The organism is Cellulomonas rhizosphaerae (assembly GCF_003470205.1).
Taxonomy (GTDB): domain Bacteria; phylum Actinomycetota; class Actinomycetes; order Actinomycetales; family Cellulomonadaceae; genus Cellulomonas; species Cellulomonas rhizosphaerae.
Window position 1 is genome coordinate 1 of sequence record NZ_QWKP01000156.1, and the last position, 17,521, is coordinate 17,521.

14 protein-coding genes are annotated in these 17,521 nt (G+C 73.5%); 6 read left to right on the forward strand and 8 right to left on the reverse strand.

From position 1 onward, the window contains the following. Window positions 1–97: 97 nt before the first annotated feature. A complete protein-coding gene (locus D1825_RS05785) occupies window positions 98–676 on the forward strand; it encodes a DUF998 domain-containing protein (protein WP_118766498.1) in 579 nt (192 codons plus the stop codon). 77 nt (window positions 677–753) lie between these two features. On the opposite strand, the gene D1825_RS05790 is transcribed toward D1825_RS05785, so the two are convergent. From D1825_RS05790 to D1825_RS05810, 5 genes are read right to left on the reverse strand one after another with little or no spacing between them, the layout of a single operon-like run. Then, window positions 754–1,245, reverse strand: coding sequence for a beta-ketoacyl-[acyl-carrier-protein] synthase family protein (locus tag D1825_RS05790; protein ID WP_118766499.1), 492 nt, complete (start codon window positions 1,243–1,245; stop codon window positions 754–756). After that, on the reverse strand, window positions 1,242–2,381 hold the full coding sequence (locus D1825_RS05795; protein ID WP_118766500.1) for a beta-ketoacyl synthase N-terminal-like domain-containing protein: 1,140 nt from the start codon (window positions 2,379–2,381) through the stop codon (window positions 1,242–1,244). Before D1825_RS05795 ends, D1825_RS05790 begins: the two co-directional genes overlap by 4 nt. After that, window positions 2,378–2,632 (reverse strand): acyl carrier protein, encoded by a 255-nt coding sequence (locus tag D1825_RS05800; RefSeq protein WP_118766501.1) that lies wholly within the window; start codon window positions 2,630–2,632, stop codon window positions 2,378–2,380. Before D1825_RS05800 ends, D1825_RS05795 begins: the two co-directional genes overlap by 4 nt. Then, window positions 2,632–3,486 (reverse strand): C25 family cysteine peptidase, encoded by an 855-nt coding sequence (locus D1825_RS05805; protein WP_158580683.1) that lies wholly within the window; start codon window positions 3,484–3,486, stop codon window positions 2,632–2,634. Before D1825_RS05805 ends, D1825_RS05800 begins: the two co-directional genes overlap by 1 nt. Beyond that, on the reverse strand, window positions 3,483–6,368 hold the full coding sequence (locus D1825_RS05810) for a hypothetical protein (protein WP_118766503.1): 2,886 nt from the start codon (window positions 6,366–6,368) through the stop codon (window positions 3,483–3,485). The genes D1825_RS05805 and D1825_RS05810 overlap by 4 nt, the downstream gene beginning before the upstream one ends. A gap of 294 nt (window positions 6,369–6,662) precedes the next feature. On the opposite strand from D1825_RS05810, the gene D1825_RS05815 reads away from it, so the two are divergent. The 5 genes from D1825_RS05815 to D1825_RS05835 all read left to right on the forward strand — a co-directional run bounded on the left by D1825_RS05815 (window position 6,663) and on the right by D1825_RS05835 (window position 10,683). Then, entirely contained in the window at window positions 6,663–7,067 is a 405-nt protein-coding gene (locus D1825_RS05815; protein WP_118766504.1) for a peptidase inhibitor family I36 protein, read from the forward strand. 25 nt (window positions 7,068–7,092) lie between these two features. Further along, window positions 7,093–7,626 (forward strand): RNA polymerase sigma factor, encoded by a 534-nt coding sequence (locus D1825_RS05820; RefSeq protein WP_118766505.1) that lies wholly within the window; start codon window positions 7,093–7,095, stop codon window positions 7,624–7,626. Then, the gene (locus D1825_RS05825) at window positions 7,623–8,678 is read left to right on the forward strand and encodes a hypothetical protein (RefSeq protein ID WP_118766506.1); all 1,056 of its coding nucleotides are present in this window, start codon (window positions 7,623–7,625) and stop codon (window positions 8,676–8,678) included. Before D1825_RS05820 ends, D1825_RS05825 begins: the two co-directional genes overlap by 4 nt. Window positions 8,679–8,769: 91 nt before the next feature. After that, window positions 8,770–10,074, forward strand: coding sequence for an MFS transporter (locus D1825_RS05830; protein WP_233549657.1), 1,305 nt, complete (start codon window positions 8,770–8,772; stop codon window positions 10,072–10,074). A gap of 48 nt (window positions 10,075–10,122) precedes the next feature. Beyond that, window positions 10,123–10,683: a type 1 glutamine amidotransferase domain-containing protein gene (locus D1825_RS05835; protein WP_118766508.1), complete on the forward strand. Its 561-nt coding sequence runs from the start codon at window positions 10,123–10,125 to the stop codon at window positions 10,681–10,683. 47 nt (window positions 10,684–10,730) lie between these two features. Here the strand turns inward: D1825_RS05835 and D1825_RS05840 are convergent, their stop codons facing one another. From D1825_RS05840 to D1825_RS05850, 3 genes are all read right to left on the reverse strand, one after another. Then, entirely contained in the window at window positions 10,731–16,223 is a 5,493-nt protein-coding gene (locus tag D1825_RS05840; RefSeq protein WP_118766509.1) for a DUF11 domain-containing protein, read from the reverse strand. 115 nt (window positions 16,224–16,338) lie between these two features. Beyond that, a complete protein-coding gene (locus D1825_RS05845) occupies window positions 16,339–16,998 on the reverse strand; it encodes an NUDIX domain-containing protein (protein ID WP_118766510.1) in 660 nt (219 codons plus the stop codon). Continuing rightward, a partial coding sequence (locus D1825_RS05850; protein ID WP_118766511.1) for a GNAT family N-acetyltransferase occupies window positions 16,995–17,521 on the reverse strand: 527 nt, incomplete at its 5' end. The genes D1825_RS05850 and D1825_RS05845, both read right to left, overlap by 4 nt.

Consider the following 17,521-nt stretch of genomic DNA (forward strand, 5'->3'; position numbering starts at 1 on the left):
GGCGGGCGGGGGCGGGCGGGTCGGGGACGGGTCGGGAGGGGTGAATCGACGGCCGGGGCGGGCGCGGCGCGCTGGGGGCGGTTAGCGTCGGGCGGACATGGACGTCTCGCGCGCAGTGCCTCGGTGGGCGATCGGGTCGGCGGTCGCCGCGCCGGTCGCGATGATCGGCGGATGGACCCTCGCCGCGTCCCGGCAGACCGGGTTCGACTCGGTCACGGACACGATCAGCGACCTCGCGGCGACCTCCGCGACCGACCCGTGGATCATGACGACCGGCCTGGCCGTGACCGGCATCGCGCACATCGTCACGGCCGCCGGGCTGCGCGAGGTGCCGACGCCGGCCCGCGTCCTGCACGCGATCGGCGGCGCGGCCACGCTCGCGGTCGCCGCGCTGCCGGTCGACGCGCAGCCGCGCGCGCACGGGATCGCGGCGTCGGTCGGCTTCGGTGCGCTCGCGCTGTGGCCGGCGCTCGCGTGGCGGCGGGGCGCGAAGGGCGTGCTGCGGCCCGCGGTCGGCATCGGCGCGTCCGCGGTCCTCGTCGTGCTGCTCGGTGCCTTCGTCGTCGAGCTGCAGCGGGACGGCGACGCCGTCGGCCTCACGGAACGCGTCGTCGCCGGCGCCCAGGCCCTCTGGCCCCTCGCGGTCGCCACCGCCCTCGCCCGCCGCCGCACCTGACCAGCGCCACGACGCGAGTGCGGCCCTTGCGTCTCGAGCGCGCCCGCAACGACGGGCGCACTCGCGAAGAAGGAGACCTACGTGTCGAGCGCCGGCGCGAGGGCGCGGCCGATCGGGGCACCAGCCGGTGGGGAGTCCGCGGCGAGGACCGTGTGGACCAGGCGCCACAGCGTGGGGTCCGGGGTCGTGGTCGTCGCCGGGGCCACCGGGTCCAGGTGGACGACGAGGGCGCGCGTGCACAGGCCGTCGGCGAGGTCGTCGGACGCCGCCGCGAGCGCGTCGTCGAACGTCCCGAGCACCGTGACCGAGGGGCCCCGGATCCCCAGCGCGGTCCCGATGCGCCCCGCGGGCGCGTTGGCCAGCGTGTACGGGAACGCCCCGGGCGCCGCGAGCGCGAAGCCGGTCGCCCGCGCGGCCGCCCAGAAGGCGAGCGACTCGGCCGCACCGGCCTCCGAGGTCGCGACGTACAGCGCGTCAGCGGACGGGCCCCACGCGACGAGCACCGACGAGGCCCACGCGCTCACCGCGTCCCCCGCGGCGACGAGCGGCTCCGAGACGTCGGTCCTCATGCCGCACGCCCCAGGACGAGGGCGGAGTCGAGCCCGCCGAACGCGTACGCGCAGTTGAGCACCCAGCGCAGGTCGGCCGCGCGCGGGGTGACGACGACGTCGAGCTCGAGCGACGGGTCGGGCGACGAGCCGTTGACGTTGGGCGGCGCGAGCCCTTCCTCGAGGGCGCGGACGGCGACGACGGTCTCGACGGCCGACGCGGCCCCCATCGTGTGCCCGATCGCGCCCTTGATGCTCGAGACGGGCACCCCGGAAGGGAACACCGAGCGCAGCGCGACCGCCTCGGCGGCGTCGGACTGCGGCGTCCCGGTGCCGTGCGCGCTGACCCAGCCCACCTCCGCGGGCGACAGCGAGCTGCGCGAGAGGGCAGAGACCATCGCGGACGCCATCCCGGAGCCGTCGGGGCGCGGGGAGGTCGGGTGGTGCGCGTCGGACGCCAGGCCCAGGGCACCGACGACGGCCCGGGCGCGAGCACGCCGCGCGGCCACCCGAGCCGACGACTCGATGACGACGAACGCCGCACCCTCGCCCAGCTGCATGCCGCGGCGACCCGCGACGAACGGCCGGCACAGGTCCGGCGTCATGGCCCGCATGCGCGAGAAGCCGACCATCGCGATGCGCGAGAACGGCTCGACCCCGCCCGCGACCGCGACGTCCACGCGCCCGGCGCGCACCGCCGCGGCGGCGGCCCCGATCGCGTAGTTGCCCGCCGCGCACGCGGTCCCGAAGGCGCGCACGGGCCCGGTCGCCCCGACGAGCGACGCCACGTGGTCGGCGAGCGCCCCGCCGTGGTGCGCAGCCGCGGAGAACGACGAGGTCGCCTGCTCGTAGCCGGCCGACTCCCCCATCGTCGTGCCGAGGTAGACACCCACACGCGAGGGCGCGACCCCGTCCAGGGCGCCGTCCGCGAGCGCGAGCGCGTCGGCGAGCGCCGCGTCGGCGAGGGCACGACCGCGCCGCGTCGGGTCGCCGGCCGGCAGGTGCGTGACCCGGCACGCGGTCGTCACGGCGAAGCCCTCGTCGGCCAGGTCGTCCCACGGTCGCGCCGCCGACCGTCCGGCGAGGATTCCGTCCCACGTGTCCGGCGCCGAGCCGAGCGCGGTGACCGCCCCGTAGCCGGTGACGAGTGCGCTCACGGGATGGTCCGGTGCGCCGTCACGTACGCGGCGAGCGAGTCGAGGGTCGCGACCGCCTGCCAGTCCTCGTCGGGCACGACGAGCCCGAACGCGGCCTCGACGCGCGCGACGTACTCGAGCACGTCGAGCGAGTCGATCTCGAGGTCGTGCTTGAGCGTCGCGTCCGCGGGTGCGGTCTCGGCGATGTCCGGGCGGACGGAGGCGAGCTCCGTGCGCAGGCGGGACAGGACGTCGGTGTCGGTCGTGGTCATCAGGCCACCTCCAGGGTCTCGAAGGACGGGTCGTCGAGCAGCGGTGCCGTGGGGTCGCCGACGATCCGGTAGAAGTCCGCGTGCGGGTCCGCGGCGGCGGCCGCCGCGACGAGCTCGCCGACGGTGGCGGCGCGGGAGGCGCCGTCGGCCACGCGCAGCGCCCAGCGGGCGTTGGCGGTGTGCAGCGTGGGGCCGGTGGCCCCGACCGCGGAGGCGGCGATGCCGCGCACGACGAGGGCCTCGCTGAACGAGAGCCCGGTGCGCTGCCTGCTCGCGGTGCGGCAGGCGAGCGAGACCACCGCCCCGACGGGAGCCCCCGGCGAGGACGGGAAGTGGTGCGCGCGCAGGCCGGCGTAGCCGACCCACCCGATCGACCGCCCGTGGCCCACGTAGACCGCGAGCGCGGGTCCGCGCCGCAGCCCGTCGACGAGGTCGGACCGGCCGATGTCGTACGAGGTCCACCGGCGCACGGGTCCGTGCGCCGACGCGACGCGGGCGATCCGCCCGGCCAGGTCCTCGTACCGCGACAGCCGCTGACCGAGCACGGCCACGGTGAGCCGGCGGGACGCGCGCGCGTGGACCGAGGCCGCGGTCTCGGCGAACCGCTCGGTCGACTCCGCGTCGACCAGCGGCAGCCACGCCACGGGTACGGGGCGCCCGTCGTCGAGCACCATCGGACCGGGCAGGACCGTGCGAGGCGACCGGTGACGCGACCCCGCGACGAGCACCGCGTCGGCCCCCCGGGCCACCTCGGCCAGGGACGACCCCGGCGCGGCGTGGGTCACCGACCAGCACGCCGTCAGCGGCGCGAGCAGTGCCCGCGCCGCCGACGGTGCGACCAGGACGACGTTCACGACGCCCGGACCGCCTGCACGTACGGCTCCCACGCCGCGACCTCGGGCGCGGGCCGGGCCTGCAGCACCGCCCGCACGAACCAGTGCATGAAGATCTGGCCCTGCTGCTCGCGGTTGAAGTGGTCGAAGTTGCCGCCGGCCGCGATGAGGTCGTCCTGGCCGCCCTCGCCCGTGGCCTCGCCGCGGTCCTCGTTCTTCGTGGTGCCGGCGTAGTCGGTGACGATCGAGACACTGGCGACGCCCTCGTCGTACCCGTAGTTGTAGCCGTCGCCGGCGATCTGCGCGTGGATGGCCTCGACCAGGTAGAACGGGCCCGTCGTCTTGAACTGCCAGACGTGGGTCAGCTCGTGGATCATCTTGCGGCGCTCGAGGGGGCCGTCGTCGACGTCGAAGTTGATCAGCGTGTCGGTGACGAACGCCCGGGAGTCCGGGTTGCCGGTGAAGAAGTCCTGGATGCCGAAGATGACGTCGTTGGTGATCGACTCGGTGGCGACGTACACGTCGGACAGGTCCAGGGCGGGACCGAAGACGAGGTTGGCGTCGGCCTTCTCCTGCGGTGACATCTCGCGGTACGAGGCGAGCGTGCGCAGCAGGATCGCGATGGCCGACGCGACCGCCCCGCCGACGATCTCGAGCGCGGCCTCGAGGATCTCGACGACCCCACGGCCCACCTCCTTGGCGGCGAGCACGAACCGCTCCCACGCCTCACCCCCGATGCTCCACACGTCGTTCGCGATGGTCGAGAACGCCGTGCCGAGCGCGTCGAGCGCCTTGAGCAGGTTGCCGAGCGCGTCGCCCGCGTGCAGCAGGGTCGCGACGACGAGCTGGCCGATCGTGGCCCCCGCCGCCAGCAGCGCCCCGACGGCGGTGCGCAGGGTCGCTGCGGCCCGCTCGACGGCCCAGGCGATGATGCCCGCGATCGCGGCGCCCGCCCGCAGCGCGCCCTTGATGACCGACGCGATCGCCGGCAGCACGTCGTCCTCGATGTAGGACAGGACGTACGAGAGCGAGTTGCCGATCTTGACCGTGACCTCGCCGAGCCACTCGAGGGCCGCGGATCCGACCGCGAGGGCCCAGTCGATGACCTCCGCGATGGCCGCGCCGATCGCTTCGATGGCTTTGACGATCGTCTCGAAGACCGCCTTGGTCTGCGCGAGCGCCCAGGACAGGATCTCGCCGACCGCGTTCTTGACGAACCGGACCGCGAGCACCGCCTGCCGCCACAGCTCGGACGCTAGGTCGGCGCCACGGGCCAGGAGCCAGGAGAACACGGAGGCGACCGAGCCGAGCGCCTGCAGGATGCCGTTGACCATGCGCCGGAAGACGAAGTACCCGGCCTCGATCACGGACTCGAGCAGGTCGGCCACCGCCGCGCCGGCCGCGATGGCCGCCTCGACGAACTTCGCCGCGGCCCGGTAGGTGTACTTGACCATCTCGGCCGCGAACTCGGCGATCGTCTTGCCGAGCTCGAATGCCGCCTTGAGGACGTCGCGCAGGGTGCTGACGACCGCCTTGGCCAGCTCCTTGAGCAGGTTGCCGAGGGTGCGGCCGAGCTCGAAGACGGCCTGGACGACCTTCTTGAGCACCGCGAAGCCGATCTTCGCGATCTCGATGACGAGGCTGATCAGCGAGCTCGTCGCCACGAGGATGCCCGCGACGACCGCCTTGACCGCGGCGGCCGCGGCACTGGCGATGAACGCGGCGAGGTCCGCGAGCGCGGCGCCGATCGCCGCGGCGGCCTGAGCCATCTTGCGCAGGAAGTCGAGGCCGAGCGCCAAGGCGTCCTGGAGCAGCTGGCCGATCGCCCGGCCGATGGAGATCAGCGTCGAGACGACCTGCTTGAGCAGCTCGAGCGACTTCGCGACGATCGTCGCGAGGATCTCGCCGATCGCCTTGCCGAGGTCGACGAGCGCACGGACGACTTTGTCCACGAGCGAGAGCGCCGCGGCGGCGGCCTGCTCGATGAGGTTGCCGATCGTCTTGCCGATCGCGAGCAGCGCGTCGATCCCCTTGCGCACGAGGTCCGCGGCCTTGTTGACCAGGTAGGACAGCAGCTGGCCCAGGGTGCGGCCCAGGCTGTCCATCGCGCGCAGGATGGTGATGAGCGAGTCGCGGACCAGGGTGAACGCCGCGTCGAGCATCTGGAACATCGACTTCCCGATGTCCTCGAGACCCTTGATGATCTTGCGGACCACCTCGTAGCCGGCCTCGAGCACCTTGACGAACAGCTCGCCGAGCGTGGCGAAGGCCGCCACGAGCGAGCGGGCCAGGGCCGCGACCTCGGTGGCCAGCCAGTTGACGACGTCCTCGATCGCGGCGACGAAGTCCTCGATGGCTTCGCCGATCGCGTCGACGACCGCACTCACGGCGTCGGAGATCGCGTCGCCGACGTCCTCGATGAAGTCGACGAGCGCATCGTCGTGGTCTTCCGGCGCGACGGGCACCTGCGCGGCGAGGAGCTGGTGGCCCGCGTCGCGCAACCAGAGGCCGACGGACGTGGCTCCCGCCTTGTCGATCGACCCGTCCGGCTTGTGCAGCAGGTCGTCCATGATCGTGCGGCCCTCGGCGCGCGGCAGCAGGCCGACCGCGTGCACGACGGCCTGCGCCTGCCCGGCCTTGCGGTAGCCCTCGACGAGGGTGCGGTGCTCGTCGGGCTCGAGCTTGGCCGCCGCCTGGAACAGCTGGCGGTGGTCGTCGATCGTCGGCAACGTCTTGGCGTAGGCGCTGGCCAGGCTGACGGCGCGGTTGCGGCTCTTGCCGAACGCCTCGCTCAGCGCGGGCGCGAGCTCGACGGCCTTGAAGCCCGAGCCCGCGATGCTCGTCGCCATGGCGTCGACGTCCTTGAGCGGGATCCCGCCCGTCGCCTCCGTGATGCGGTTCATGCTGCCCTCCCCGTTGTGGGCCGTCCGGTCGGCGACCGGAGGTGTACCCGGAATGAGTGCGGCTCACGACCGCGTGATACCGGGCGGCGCAGATCGGATCGGGTGAGGTGTGACGTGGATCACGTTCGCGAGGTGTCACGCCCGGCGTGCGAGCGGGCATGTACGGGGTGGGGGACGGAATCGGTGATCGTGGATGGGGCCGCGTAGGGGGAGGCCCCACCCACGATCCCGGTTCGATGCGAAGCATCTCTATCCGGAGGGCTCCACGGTTTGCCTCGGTGGGAGGAGATCGCGATGCACCGACGACGGCACGCCGTCCTCGCGGCCCTGGCCGTGCCGGTCCTCCTCGGCTCCCTCGTCGCGGCGGAGGCCCTCGCCCTGCCGGCGGCGGCCGACGACGGCGGCGGCTCCCCGGTCGTGCTCGCCGCCGAGGCGGTCTCGGACTGCGACACCGGCAGCTTCTGCGTGTGGACCGGGGTCAGCTACACCGGCGTGCTGAAGGACACGGACACGACGGCGCTCAGCAGCACGGGCATCTCGGTCGCCTCGTCGGTGCGCAACCGGACGGCCCGAGCGGCGCGCGTGTACGCGAACTCGGACGGCAGCGGCACGTCGCAGTGCTACACGGCCGGCGCCACGGTCGGGCTCACGGCGGTCGTCGCGCGCTCGTTCCGTATCCTCGGGGGGACCGGGTGCTAGCCACCGCGGAACGTCGGGGGAGGTCGTGCTGCTCGAGGCGGTCCCATCGAGCCCCGCCGCGGAGTTCGAGGCGCTGTTCCGCGCCGTCGCACCCGGCGTGCGGCGCTTCGTCGCGCGCACGGTCGGTCCGGACGCGGCCGACGACGTCGTCAACGAGACCTTCGCGACGGTGTGGCGCCGCTGGTCCGAGCTCCCCTGCGACGAGGGCATGCGGCGCGCCTGGATCTACAAGACCGCGCACTACGAGTGCGGCCACGCGCTGCGTTCGCGCGGTCGCCGGCAGCGGACTGCGGACCGTGTCGCGGCAGGCCGGCACGTGCTGCCCGACGAGACGGAGCGCGTGCTCGGCGACGACCGCGTGACCCGCCTGCTGGCCGATCTGCCCGCAACCGACCGGGACGCGCTCGAGCTCGTGGTGTGGGGCGGCCTGACGCCCAGCGAGGCCGCGTTCGCGCTCGGCTGCTCGCCGACTGCGATGCGCGCGCGCCTCATGCGCGCACGGCGCCGGGTGGAGAAGGCGCTCGGCGACGAGCAGGTCCGGCAGGGGGTGCGCCCGTGACCGACCCCCAGATCCAGGGCGCCGACGCCGAGGCGCGGCGCCTGCGCGAGCTGCTGGGCGCGCCCGGCCAGCGGCCCGAGCCGCTCTCGGACGCCGACGAGGCGATCCTCGCGCGGATCCTCGCGTCGCCGCAGGAGGCACCCTCGCAGGTCCCGGCTCGCCGTGGCGCCCCGACCTGGCTACGCGCGCTCGCCGTCGCGGCGGCTGTCGCGGGGATCGTCGTCGCCGGGGTGTCGTGGCAGTCCCGCTCGACCCCCGCCGAGGCCGGTCCGCCACCGTCGCTGCAGTACTCGGGCGGGACGGTCGCCGAGGCGATGGCCGGGACGCTCCCGCCGGCGCACGACACGCTGACCGCCATCGCGGCGTCCGCCGGGACCCAGCCCGTCGTCACGGGTTCGGGCATCCAACGGATCCGTTCGTACGCGTGGTACCTCAGCTCGACCGCAGGCGTGGACGCGGTCCTGTTCCCCACATTCGGGACGCTCGAGGTCTCCCCCGACGGCTCCGCCGTCAGCAAGGAGGTACGCGCGCCCGCCCTCGGGCTCGGCGGGCTCGTCGTCGACGAGGGTCGGTACCCGAGAGGCGGCGCCGTGGCCACGACCCGGACGCCCGCGGGCACGTTCGACGCCGACCGCGCGGCCGACCTGCCGCGCGACCCCGCTGCGCTGCGCGCGGCGCTCGTCGCGGACGGTGGCGACACGTGTACGGGCGCGGAGCCCCAGTGCATCGTGAGCCAGATCGTCCGGCTCTACGGCACGGCCGTGGTCCCGAGCGACCTGTCGCAGGCCATCTGGACGGTCCTGGCCGACGAGAGCGCGGTGCAGGATCTCGGCACCACGCGGGACCGCGTGGGACGGGCGGGCGACGCGGTCGCGCTGCGGGGCTCCCAGGCCGGGGACGACACGGTGATCCTGGTGATCGACCCGACGACCGGGCAGCTGCTGAGCTGGGAGAACGTCAACACAGCGTTCCTGACGCAGGCCTTCGACGAGCCCTCGGTGATCAGCTTCCAGGCGATCACGTCCGCGGAGTGGGTCCCGGCGGGGTCCTGACCCGGCCTACTCTGGAGTCCTTCGCGGCATGGCCCACGGCCGTGCCGCGCCTTCCTGCGAGAGGTCTGTCGATGTCGGGCGCGACGTGCCGGTGACCGGCGGCCGCGCACCCTCGACCGGCCGCACCGCGATGGCGGTGTGGACCTGCGCGGTCGTCGCCTACTTCGTCGGCGTCACCCACCGCACGGCCCTCGGCGTCGCGGGCGTCGAGGCGATCGACCGCTTCGACCTGTCCGCCACGGGCCTCGCGGCGCTGTCCGTCACGCAGCTCGCGGTGTACGCGGGGATGCAGATCCCCGCAGGCCGGCTGCTCGACCGGTTCGGGCCGCGCGCGGTCATCACGGCCGGGTCGCTCGTCATGGCCGCCGGGCAGCTCGTGCTCTCGCTCGCGGACACCGTGCCGTGGGCGCTGGCCGCGCGCGTGCTGATCGGCGCAGGCGACGCGGGGCTGTTCATCAGCGCGATCCGGCTGGTCTCCGAGTGGTTCCCCGCGCGGCGCGTGCCGGTGATGGTGCAGATCACGGGCCTGATCGGGCAGTCGGGGCAGCTCGCGTCGGCGATCCCGGTCGCCTGGCTCCTGCACGCGCAGGGGTGGGGTGCGACGTTCGGGGCGCTCGCCGCGGCGGGGGTGGTCGCGTCGGTCGTCGCGTTCGTCGGGATCCGTTCGTCGGGCACCGTCGCCCCGGCAGCGCCGACGAAGTTCGTGCCGGCGGTGCGGCTCGCGGTCAAGCCGGCCGGCACGCGGCTCGGGTTCTGGAGCCACTTCGTCACGCCGTTCAGCGCCAACGTCGTCTCGCTGCTGTGGGGCGTGCCGTTCTTCATCACCGCGCAGGGCCGCAGCCGGGCGGAGGCGTCGTTGCTGCTGACGATCCTCACGCTGACGGCGATGGGCGCGGGGCCCCTCGTCGGGCGATTCACCGCCCGACACCCGCTGCGCCGGAGCTGGGCCGTGCTGACCAGCTGCGTGGTCACGCTCGCCGCGTGGGTGCTGCTGCTCGTGCCGTCCACGCCGCAGCCCCTGTGGGTGCTCGTCGTGTTCGTGATCGCCGTCGGCGCGGGCGGGCCGGTGTCGCTCGTCGGGATGGACTTCGCGCGCACGTCGACGCCCGCGGCGTCGCTCGGCACCGCGACCGGGTTCGTCAACACGGGCGGCTTCATCTCGACGATCGGCGCGGTGCTGGCCGTCGGCGTCGTGCTGCAGCTCGCGTCACCTGCGGGCGCGACGACGTACTCGCTCGACGCGTACAGGCTGGCGTTCAGCTCGCTGCTCGTGCCGTGGGTGATCGGAGTGGTCGGCGTGCTGCACAACCGGCGCCTGACCCGTGCGCACCTGCTGACGCAGGGCACCGTGGTGCCGCCGGTGCGCGACGTGCTCGAGCGCCGCCGCAGGCGCTGAACGCGCACGCACAGCGCGCACCCGGCTTCACCCCCTACGGTGGGCCCTATGTCCAGCTCTGCGCTCAAGGGTCGTCGCATTCTCGCCATCGTCACCAACTACGGCGTCGAGCAGGACGAGCTGGTGGTGCCGGTCGCGCACCTGCGCTCGTCGGGCGCCAAGGTGACCATCGCCGCCCTCAAGGGCAAGAAGAAGATCCAGACCCTGACCGGCAACAAGGAGCCGGGCGCGACGATCAAGCCCGACATCAAGCTCGCCGAGGTCGACGCCAAGGGCTACGACCTGCTGCTGATCCCGGGCGGCACGCTCAACGCGGACGCGCTGCGGCTGTCCGACGAGGCGCTCGCCCTGGTGCGCACGTTCGCCGGCGCCGGCAAGCCGATCGCCGCGATCTGCCACGCGCCGTGGGCGCTCGTCTCGGCCGACGTGGTGCGTGGCAAGACGCTCACCTCGTACGCCTCGCTCGAGACGGACATCCGCAACGCCGGCGCCGAGTGGAAGGACGAGCCCGTCGTCGTCGACCATGAGGGCGGCTACGCCCTGGTGACCTCGCGCGACCCCGAGGACCTGGACGACTTCCTCGGCGCGATCGACGTGCTGCTCGGCTGACGCCGGCGCCGACGCGCTGTTCCGGCCCGGCTGCTGACGGGCGACCCTCAGAGCGTCGAGCCGCGGCTCCTGCGGCGCGCCAGGAGCCACAGCACCCCGCCGGACACCACGAGGATGCCGGCGAGGACCGCGGGGCCGACGGCCTCCGTGCCCGTCGCCGCGATCGGCGGTTCACCCGTCGTCTCTCCGGGCGCGGGCGTCGGCGACGGCGGTGCCGTCGGCGTCTCGTCCGGGGAGACCGTGATCCGTGCGGACGCGGTCGCGCCGGCTGCGCCCTCGGCGCTCGCGGTCACCGTGTTGACGATGTCGCCGGTGGCATCGTCGGCCACCCGGGTGCGCACGGCCAGCGCCACGCTCTCACCGGGATCGAGCCCGCCGACGTCGCACGTGACCACCGTCGCGCCGCCGTCGCTCTGACCGGCCTCGCACGGAGCGTCGGCCGCGACGAGCTCGAGGCCGTCCGGCAGCGTGTCGGCGAGCCGCACGGCGTCGCTGACCGACGGCCCGTCGTTGCTCACGACCAGCGTCCACGTCACCTCGTCGCCCACGTGAGGCTTGCGCACGTCCGCTGACTTGCTCACCGACAGCGTCGACTCGCGGTCGATCCGGACCGTCGCGTCATCGCTGTTGTTGCTCAGGTCGGGGTCGTCCACCTTGCTCGCGACCTCGATGGTGTTCGTCACCGTCGTGCCGTCCGGCGTGCCCGGGTCGGTCGTGACCGGGACACGCAGGGTGAGGGACTCGCCCGGCAGGAGCTCGGGGATGGCGCACTCGAACGAGACTCCGACGACCGGGCAGGCGGGAGAGCCCTTCGCCCCCGCGCGCAGGCCGCCGCGCAGGAGCGCGGGGGCGCCGTCGCTGAACGTGATGCCGACGGCCGAGGAGGGGCCCGCGTTGCGGATGACGACGGTGTAGGTCAGCGGGGCGCCGGCTGCGACGACCGAGGCCGACGCCGACTTGGTGACCGACACGTCCGCGCTCGCCGTGACGAGCGTCCTGACGGTCGCCGGGAGCTCGGGGGCGAGGTCCGGCTGGAAAGCCTCGGCCGAGGCCGTGTCGGTGAGCACCGACCCCTGCGCGACCGACGGACCGACGAGTGCGACGACGTCGAAGGCGATCGCCTCGCCCGGAGGCAGGAGCCCGGTGCTCGTGCACGTCACCGTGTTGGTCCCTCGGTCGGTGAGACGACAGGAAGGGTCCGATGCCTCGGGGACGAACTGCAGGTCGGCCGGGAGGACGTCGCTCACCGTCACGGCGCTCGCGGTCGACGGCCCGGCGTTGCTGGCACCGACGACGTACGTGACCCGGGTACCCGCCACCGCGGTCGACGGGCCGGTCTTCGTCGCCGCGAGGTCCACCCCGGCGGCGATCACGGCGGTCCCGGAGGCTGCGTTGTCGGCGGGGTCGTCGTCGGGTGTCGTCGCAGCGACCGTGGCGACGTTCGAGACCGAGACGAGCAGCTGGCCCACCGGAACCGAGTCCGGGTCGGTGGCCACCACGATGGTCACCGTCACGGGTGCGCCGGGGCTGAGGTCCGCCAGGGCACAGGTGACCACGCCGTCCGCGTGCGAGCACACGGACCCGTCGCTGGCCGTCGCGCTGCGGAAGGTCGTGCCGTCGGGCAGGCGGTCGCGAACGACCACGCCCGTGGCGGTCGACGGACCCTGGTCGTCGACGACGAGCGTCCAGGTGATGTCCCGTCCAGCGAGGACAGACGTTCCCGACTTGGTGAGCGAGAGGTCCGCGGCCGGCTCGAAGTCCGTCGTCGCCGTGGCCGTGGCGGGCGTCGGGTCGTCCTCCACGCCGCCAGCCGTCAGCGTGTTGTCGAGCGGCCCGTCGAGGGCCGCGCTCGACGACGCGACGAGGGTCAGCCGCTGGAGGTCACCCACAGCGAGTCTGCCGACGTCGCACGTCACCACCTGGCCCGCCGCGCTGCACCCGTCGCTGCTCGAGTCGGGCAGGAACGTGAGTCCGGCGGGGAGCGTGTCGGTGACCGTGACGTCCGTGGCGGTGCTGGGCCCGTCGTTGCGGACCGTGACGCGGTAGGTCGCGTCCTCCCCCGGGATGACCGTCGCAGGATCGGCCAGCTTGGTGACCACGAGGTCCGCCGACCGGGTCACGTCCACCGTGGTGGTGTCCCCCGCGTCCTCGCCATGCGGGTCGAGGACCGTGACCGCGTTGCCGAGCGTGTCGGCCGCGTAGGACGGGTCGACGGTGCCGGTCACCGTGAGGACGAGCGGGACGCCCGGGAGGATCGCCGGCAGGTCGCACCGCAACGAGGCGATGACGCACGTGGCGCCCCCGGTGATCGACGTGACGCGGACGCCCGGGTCGGGAGCCTCCAGGAGCACGGAGCCCGTCGTCACGGACGGCCCCGCGTTGTTCAGCTCGACGGACCACTGCACGGTCCCGCCGGCGACCACCGAGCCGGCGAGCGGCGTCTTGACGACGGACAGGGCCGAGGACTGGGTCACCGGGGTGATCTCGGTCGAACGGTTCTCGCCACCCAGGTCGTCGGTGAGCTCGGCGGTGTTGGTGAGCGAGGTCCCGGCGGCGACCGTCGAGGCGACGGTCCCGGTGACCGTGATGACCACCGGGTCCGAGCCGTCGAGGTCGGGCGGCAACGAACCGAGGCTGCACGCGATGCGGTTCTCGACGATCTCGCACGTGACTCCCGCAGGGAGCGGGTCGACGCTGACGTCGGTGATGGTCGCGGGAACCACGTCGACGAGAGAGACGCCGGGTGCCGTCGACGGACCCCGGTTGATCGCCGTGATCGTGTAGCTGATCGGCCCTCCGGCCACGACGGACGAGACCCCGTCCGACTTCGCGACGTCGAGGCCGCTCGTGGCCGTGACGTCGGTGGTCTCCGTCGCCACGTTGTCGGCGTCGTCGACCTCGGGCTCCGCGGAGGTCACCGTCACGGTGTTCTCCAGCTCGACCAGCGCCGAAGGATCGTCGACCTCGCCCACGAGGGTCACCGTGACCGTGTCGCCGACAGGGAGAACCGGAACCGTGCAGGTCAGGTCGCCACCCGTCACGGAGCAGTCATTCGCGGCGCCACCGGTGACCGTCGCGGACTGCCAGGTCGCGCCGTCGATGGCGGGATCCGTGAGCACCACGTCGGACGCCTGGGACGGCCCGCGGTTCGTGACCGTCATCGCGTAGGTCACCGGGCCGCCGGCCGCGGCGGGCTCGTCGGTCGACGTCTTCGTCACCGCCAGGTCCACCTGCCGCGTGACGTCCGACTCGACCGTGACCGTGTTGTTCGCGGGCGCAGGATCGCTCTCGCTGCCGGCGACCGTGGCGGAGTTGGTCAGGGCCGTCCCGGCCTCCGCGCCGGCCGGGACCTCGAAGGCGATGACGAAGGTGCTCGCCAGGCCGGCGGTGCCGGGCGTCGGGCCCGCGTCGACCGTGCCCGCCGCGCACGTCACCGTCGAGCCCGCGGCACTGCAGGCCGGCGACGACTGGGACGGGTCGAGGACCGCCTCGGGTGGCAGGGTGTCGACGACGACGACGTCGGTCGCCTGCGACGGACCGAGGTTCGTCACGACCACCTCGTAGCGGGCGGACCTGCCCGCGACGATCGCGTCGTCGAGCAGCCGCTTCTGCACGCGCAGGTCGGCCGAGCGCTGCACGGTCGCGGTCGTGGTCGCGCTGTCGTTGGCGGCATTCGGGTCGGTGCTGGTGGTCGTGACGGTCGCGGTGTTGGAGACGGTGCCGCCGTCGGGCAGCGCCGACGAGGTCCGCCCGACGAGGGTGAGCGTCGCGGCCCCGCCCGACGCGAGCGAGAGCGAGCAGGTCGCCGTCGTGACCGAGCACGAGCCCGCGCCGCTCAGGCTGACGACCGAGAGCCCGCCCGCCACGAGGTCCGAGAGCGCGATGTCAGCCGAGGACGGGCCGGCGTTGCGGACGGTCATCGTGTACGTGACGTTGGCACCCGGGGCGACGACCGCAGGCCCGGACTTGGTCACCGAGACGTCGGACTGCCGCACCACGGAGAAGGGTGCGCTCGCCGAGTTGTTGAGGAGGTTGGTGTCGTCGACATCCGCACTGACGACAGCCGTGTTGCTGCGCGCACCCGGCAGAGCTGTCGAGAGAGCGGTGAGCGCGACGTCGACGTTCGCGGACGCGCCGGGCGCGAGGTCGGCGACGGAGCACGTGACGACGCCGCTCGCCAGGAAGCACCCCGGGGTGCTGCCGGTCGGCGTGAAGGTCATGCCGTTCGGCGGCGTGTCGGCGATGCGGATCCCGGTGGCGGTCCCTGACCCGACGTTCGTCACGGTGAGGCGGAAGACGAGGGCAGTCCCACCCGCGACCACCGTGGAGGACGCAGCGGTCTTCGTGATGGCGAGGTCGGTGACGCCGAGCACGGTGATCGGCGCGCTGTTGGTCGCGCCGCTGACCGGGAACGTCGGCGAGGTCGCGTCGGCATCCACGGTGTAGGTGCCGGCGGTCGCGCTCGCGGTCACACCGATGTCGATCTGCAGGACGCCGTTCGACGGCACGGTGAACGGCCCGGAAAAGGTCAGAGTGCTCCCCGAGATCGTCGGGTCCGCGGTCGTCGCGCCCGTCGTCGACCCGGGCGTGTACGTGAACCCGGGTGGGAGGGTCAGCGTCACCTCGTCGACGATCGCCGCGCCGACGTTCCCGTTCGACACCCGGATCGTGTACCCGTCGGAGCCCGACGGCAGGACGGTCGGCCGGTGTGCGGTGACGGAGACGACGACCGGCACGTTGCCGGTCGGCGAGAAGACCGTCGACCAGGCGTACGTGGAGTCGCCACCGGCGCCGATGCTGACCGGCCAGCTGATCCCCTCGCCGTTGTCGACGTAGGTCGTGCAGGTGGCGCACGTGTTCGGGAACGGCCGCTGGGTGCCGATCCAGGCCCAGACGTTGCTGTACCTGTCGAGCATGTACGCGTTGCCTCCGGTACGCGGAAGCAGCTGCTCGATCCGGCTGCCCGCCGACGTCGACGACGTGCACGCGGGCGACGAGCCGAAGACCTTGCCGTACCCGGAGTCGGAGTTCTGCAGGTAGCAGTCCCCCGCGGTGTACAGGTTGCCGAGCTGGGTGGTGCCCGAGCCGTTGGAGATCACCACGCTCGTGTCGTACTGGTCGCTCCCGACCACATAGCTGTCCGTCTGGCGCAGCGTGACGCCGGTGCTCCCCGCGCGCACCACGGTGACCAGCTGGAACGGGTCGGCGTCGGTGCCGCTGCCGCTCACGGCCGACTGGCTGACGCGGGTCCACGCGGTGATCGGCGACGCGCCGCTCCCGGCGGGCACCGAGGCCGGCCCGTACAGCGTGCCGTTGATCGACAAGAACGTCCCGCAGGCGGTGGAGCCGTACCACTCGGCCGACGTGTCCCCGACGTAGCGGACGTCGCAGTTGAGGTCGGGCGAGATCGTGATCGTGCTCAGAGGGCCGGGGGAGACGACGCTGGCCGCGCTGGCGGTCGGTGGCTGCGGCACGACGAGGGCGAGCGCGGCGAGCGCGAGCACGGCGACGAGCACGCCCCACCGCTTGAGCCGACCCATGAGTCCCCCCGAACTCCGGCGACCCGACGCGCTTCCGGCGCCCGGCCTGGGGCCAGGTATATCGCACCAGGTCGCCCAGGGCTACCCATTCCGGGCATTCCGGAGGCGCGGGACGTCAGGCGGGGGGCGCGGAGAACGGGCCGCTCAGGGCGGCCCACTGCAGGAGCATCACGGTCTTGGCGTCGACGATCGTCGTGCCGATGGCTGCGAGCGCCTCGTCGAACCCGAGCTCGACGACCTCGATGTGCTCACCCTCCTCGGCGATGCCCGCCCTCGTGCCGCCCGGCGTTCCCGCGTACGGCGCGGCGTAGAAGTGCAGGCGCTCGGTGACCGAGCCGGGGCTCATGTACACGTCGAAGACGTGCTCGATCTCGCCGATCTCGACCCCGGTCTCCTCGGCCGCCTCGCGGCGGACGGCCTCCTCGGGGGCGTCGTCGTCGAGCAGGCCCGCGGCCGTCTCGAGCAGCATGCCGTCGGGGTGCTCGTTGACGTAGACGGCGTATCGGAACTGCCGGGTGAGCAGGACGGTGCGCCTGGCCGGCTCGTAGAGCAGGACGGTCGCGCCGTCGCCGCGGTCGTAGGTCTCGCGGCGCTCGGTGGTGACCGTGCCGTCGTGCTGGCGGTGCTCGTACGTGGTCGCGCGCAGCACGTACCAGTCGGCCGAGAGCAGCTCGACGTCGCGGACGACGACGTCCGGGTTGCGGTCCAGGTCCCGCCCGACGAGGTGGAGGCCCGTCCGGCCGCGGCGGTCGGGGGTCTCGGCGCCGGGGATCAGGGCTGCACACCTGGCGTGTGGACACTGCCGAACACGACCTGCTTGCGGATCTCGAAGCCGAGCGACCGGTAGAGCCGGATCGCGCCCTCGTTCGCGCCCGCGGCGTGCAGGATCGGCAGCTCGCCGCGCTCCTGGATCCCGTGGGCGACCGCGAGCACGAGGCGCGACGCGAGCCCCTGGCCTCGGACGGCCTCGTCGGTGCAGACCGCGCTGACCTCGGTGGCCCCGCCGGGCCGCAGCCGCTCGCCGGCCATCGCGACCAGGCGCCCGTCGCGGCGGATGCCGCGGTAGGTGCCCATGAGGTAGGTCTCCGGCGCGAACGGGCCGGGCTTGGTGCGCGCGGTGAGGTCGAGCATGTCGGGCACGTCGTCGGCGCCGAGTACCCGTGACTCGTCGTCGGGCACCCCGGCCAGCCGGTCCGTGCCCACCATCTGCACGCCGGGCAGCGTCCAGCCGCGGACCCAGCCGTCGGGCACGTTCTCCGCACCCCCGGCGATCGGGACCTCCTGCCCGGGGCCGACGA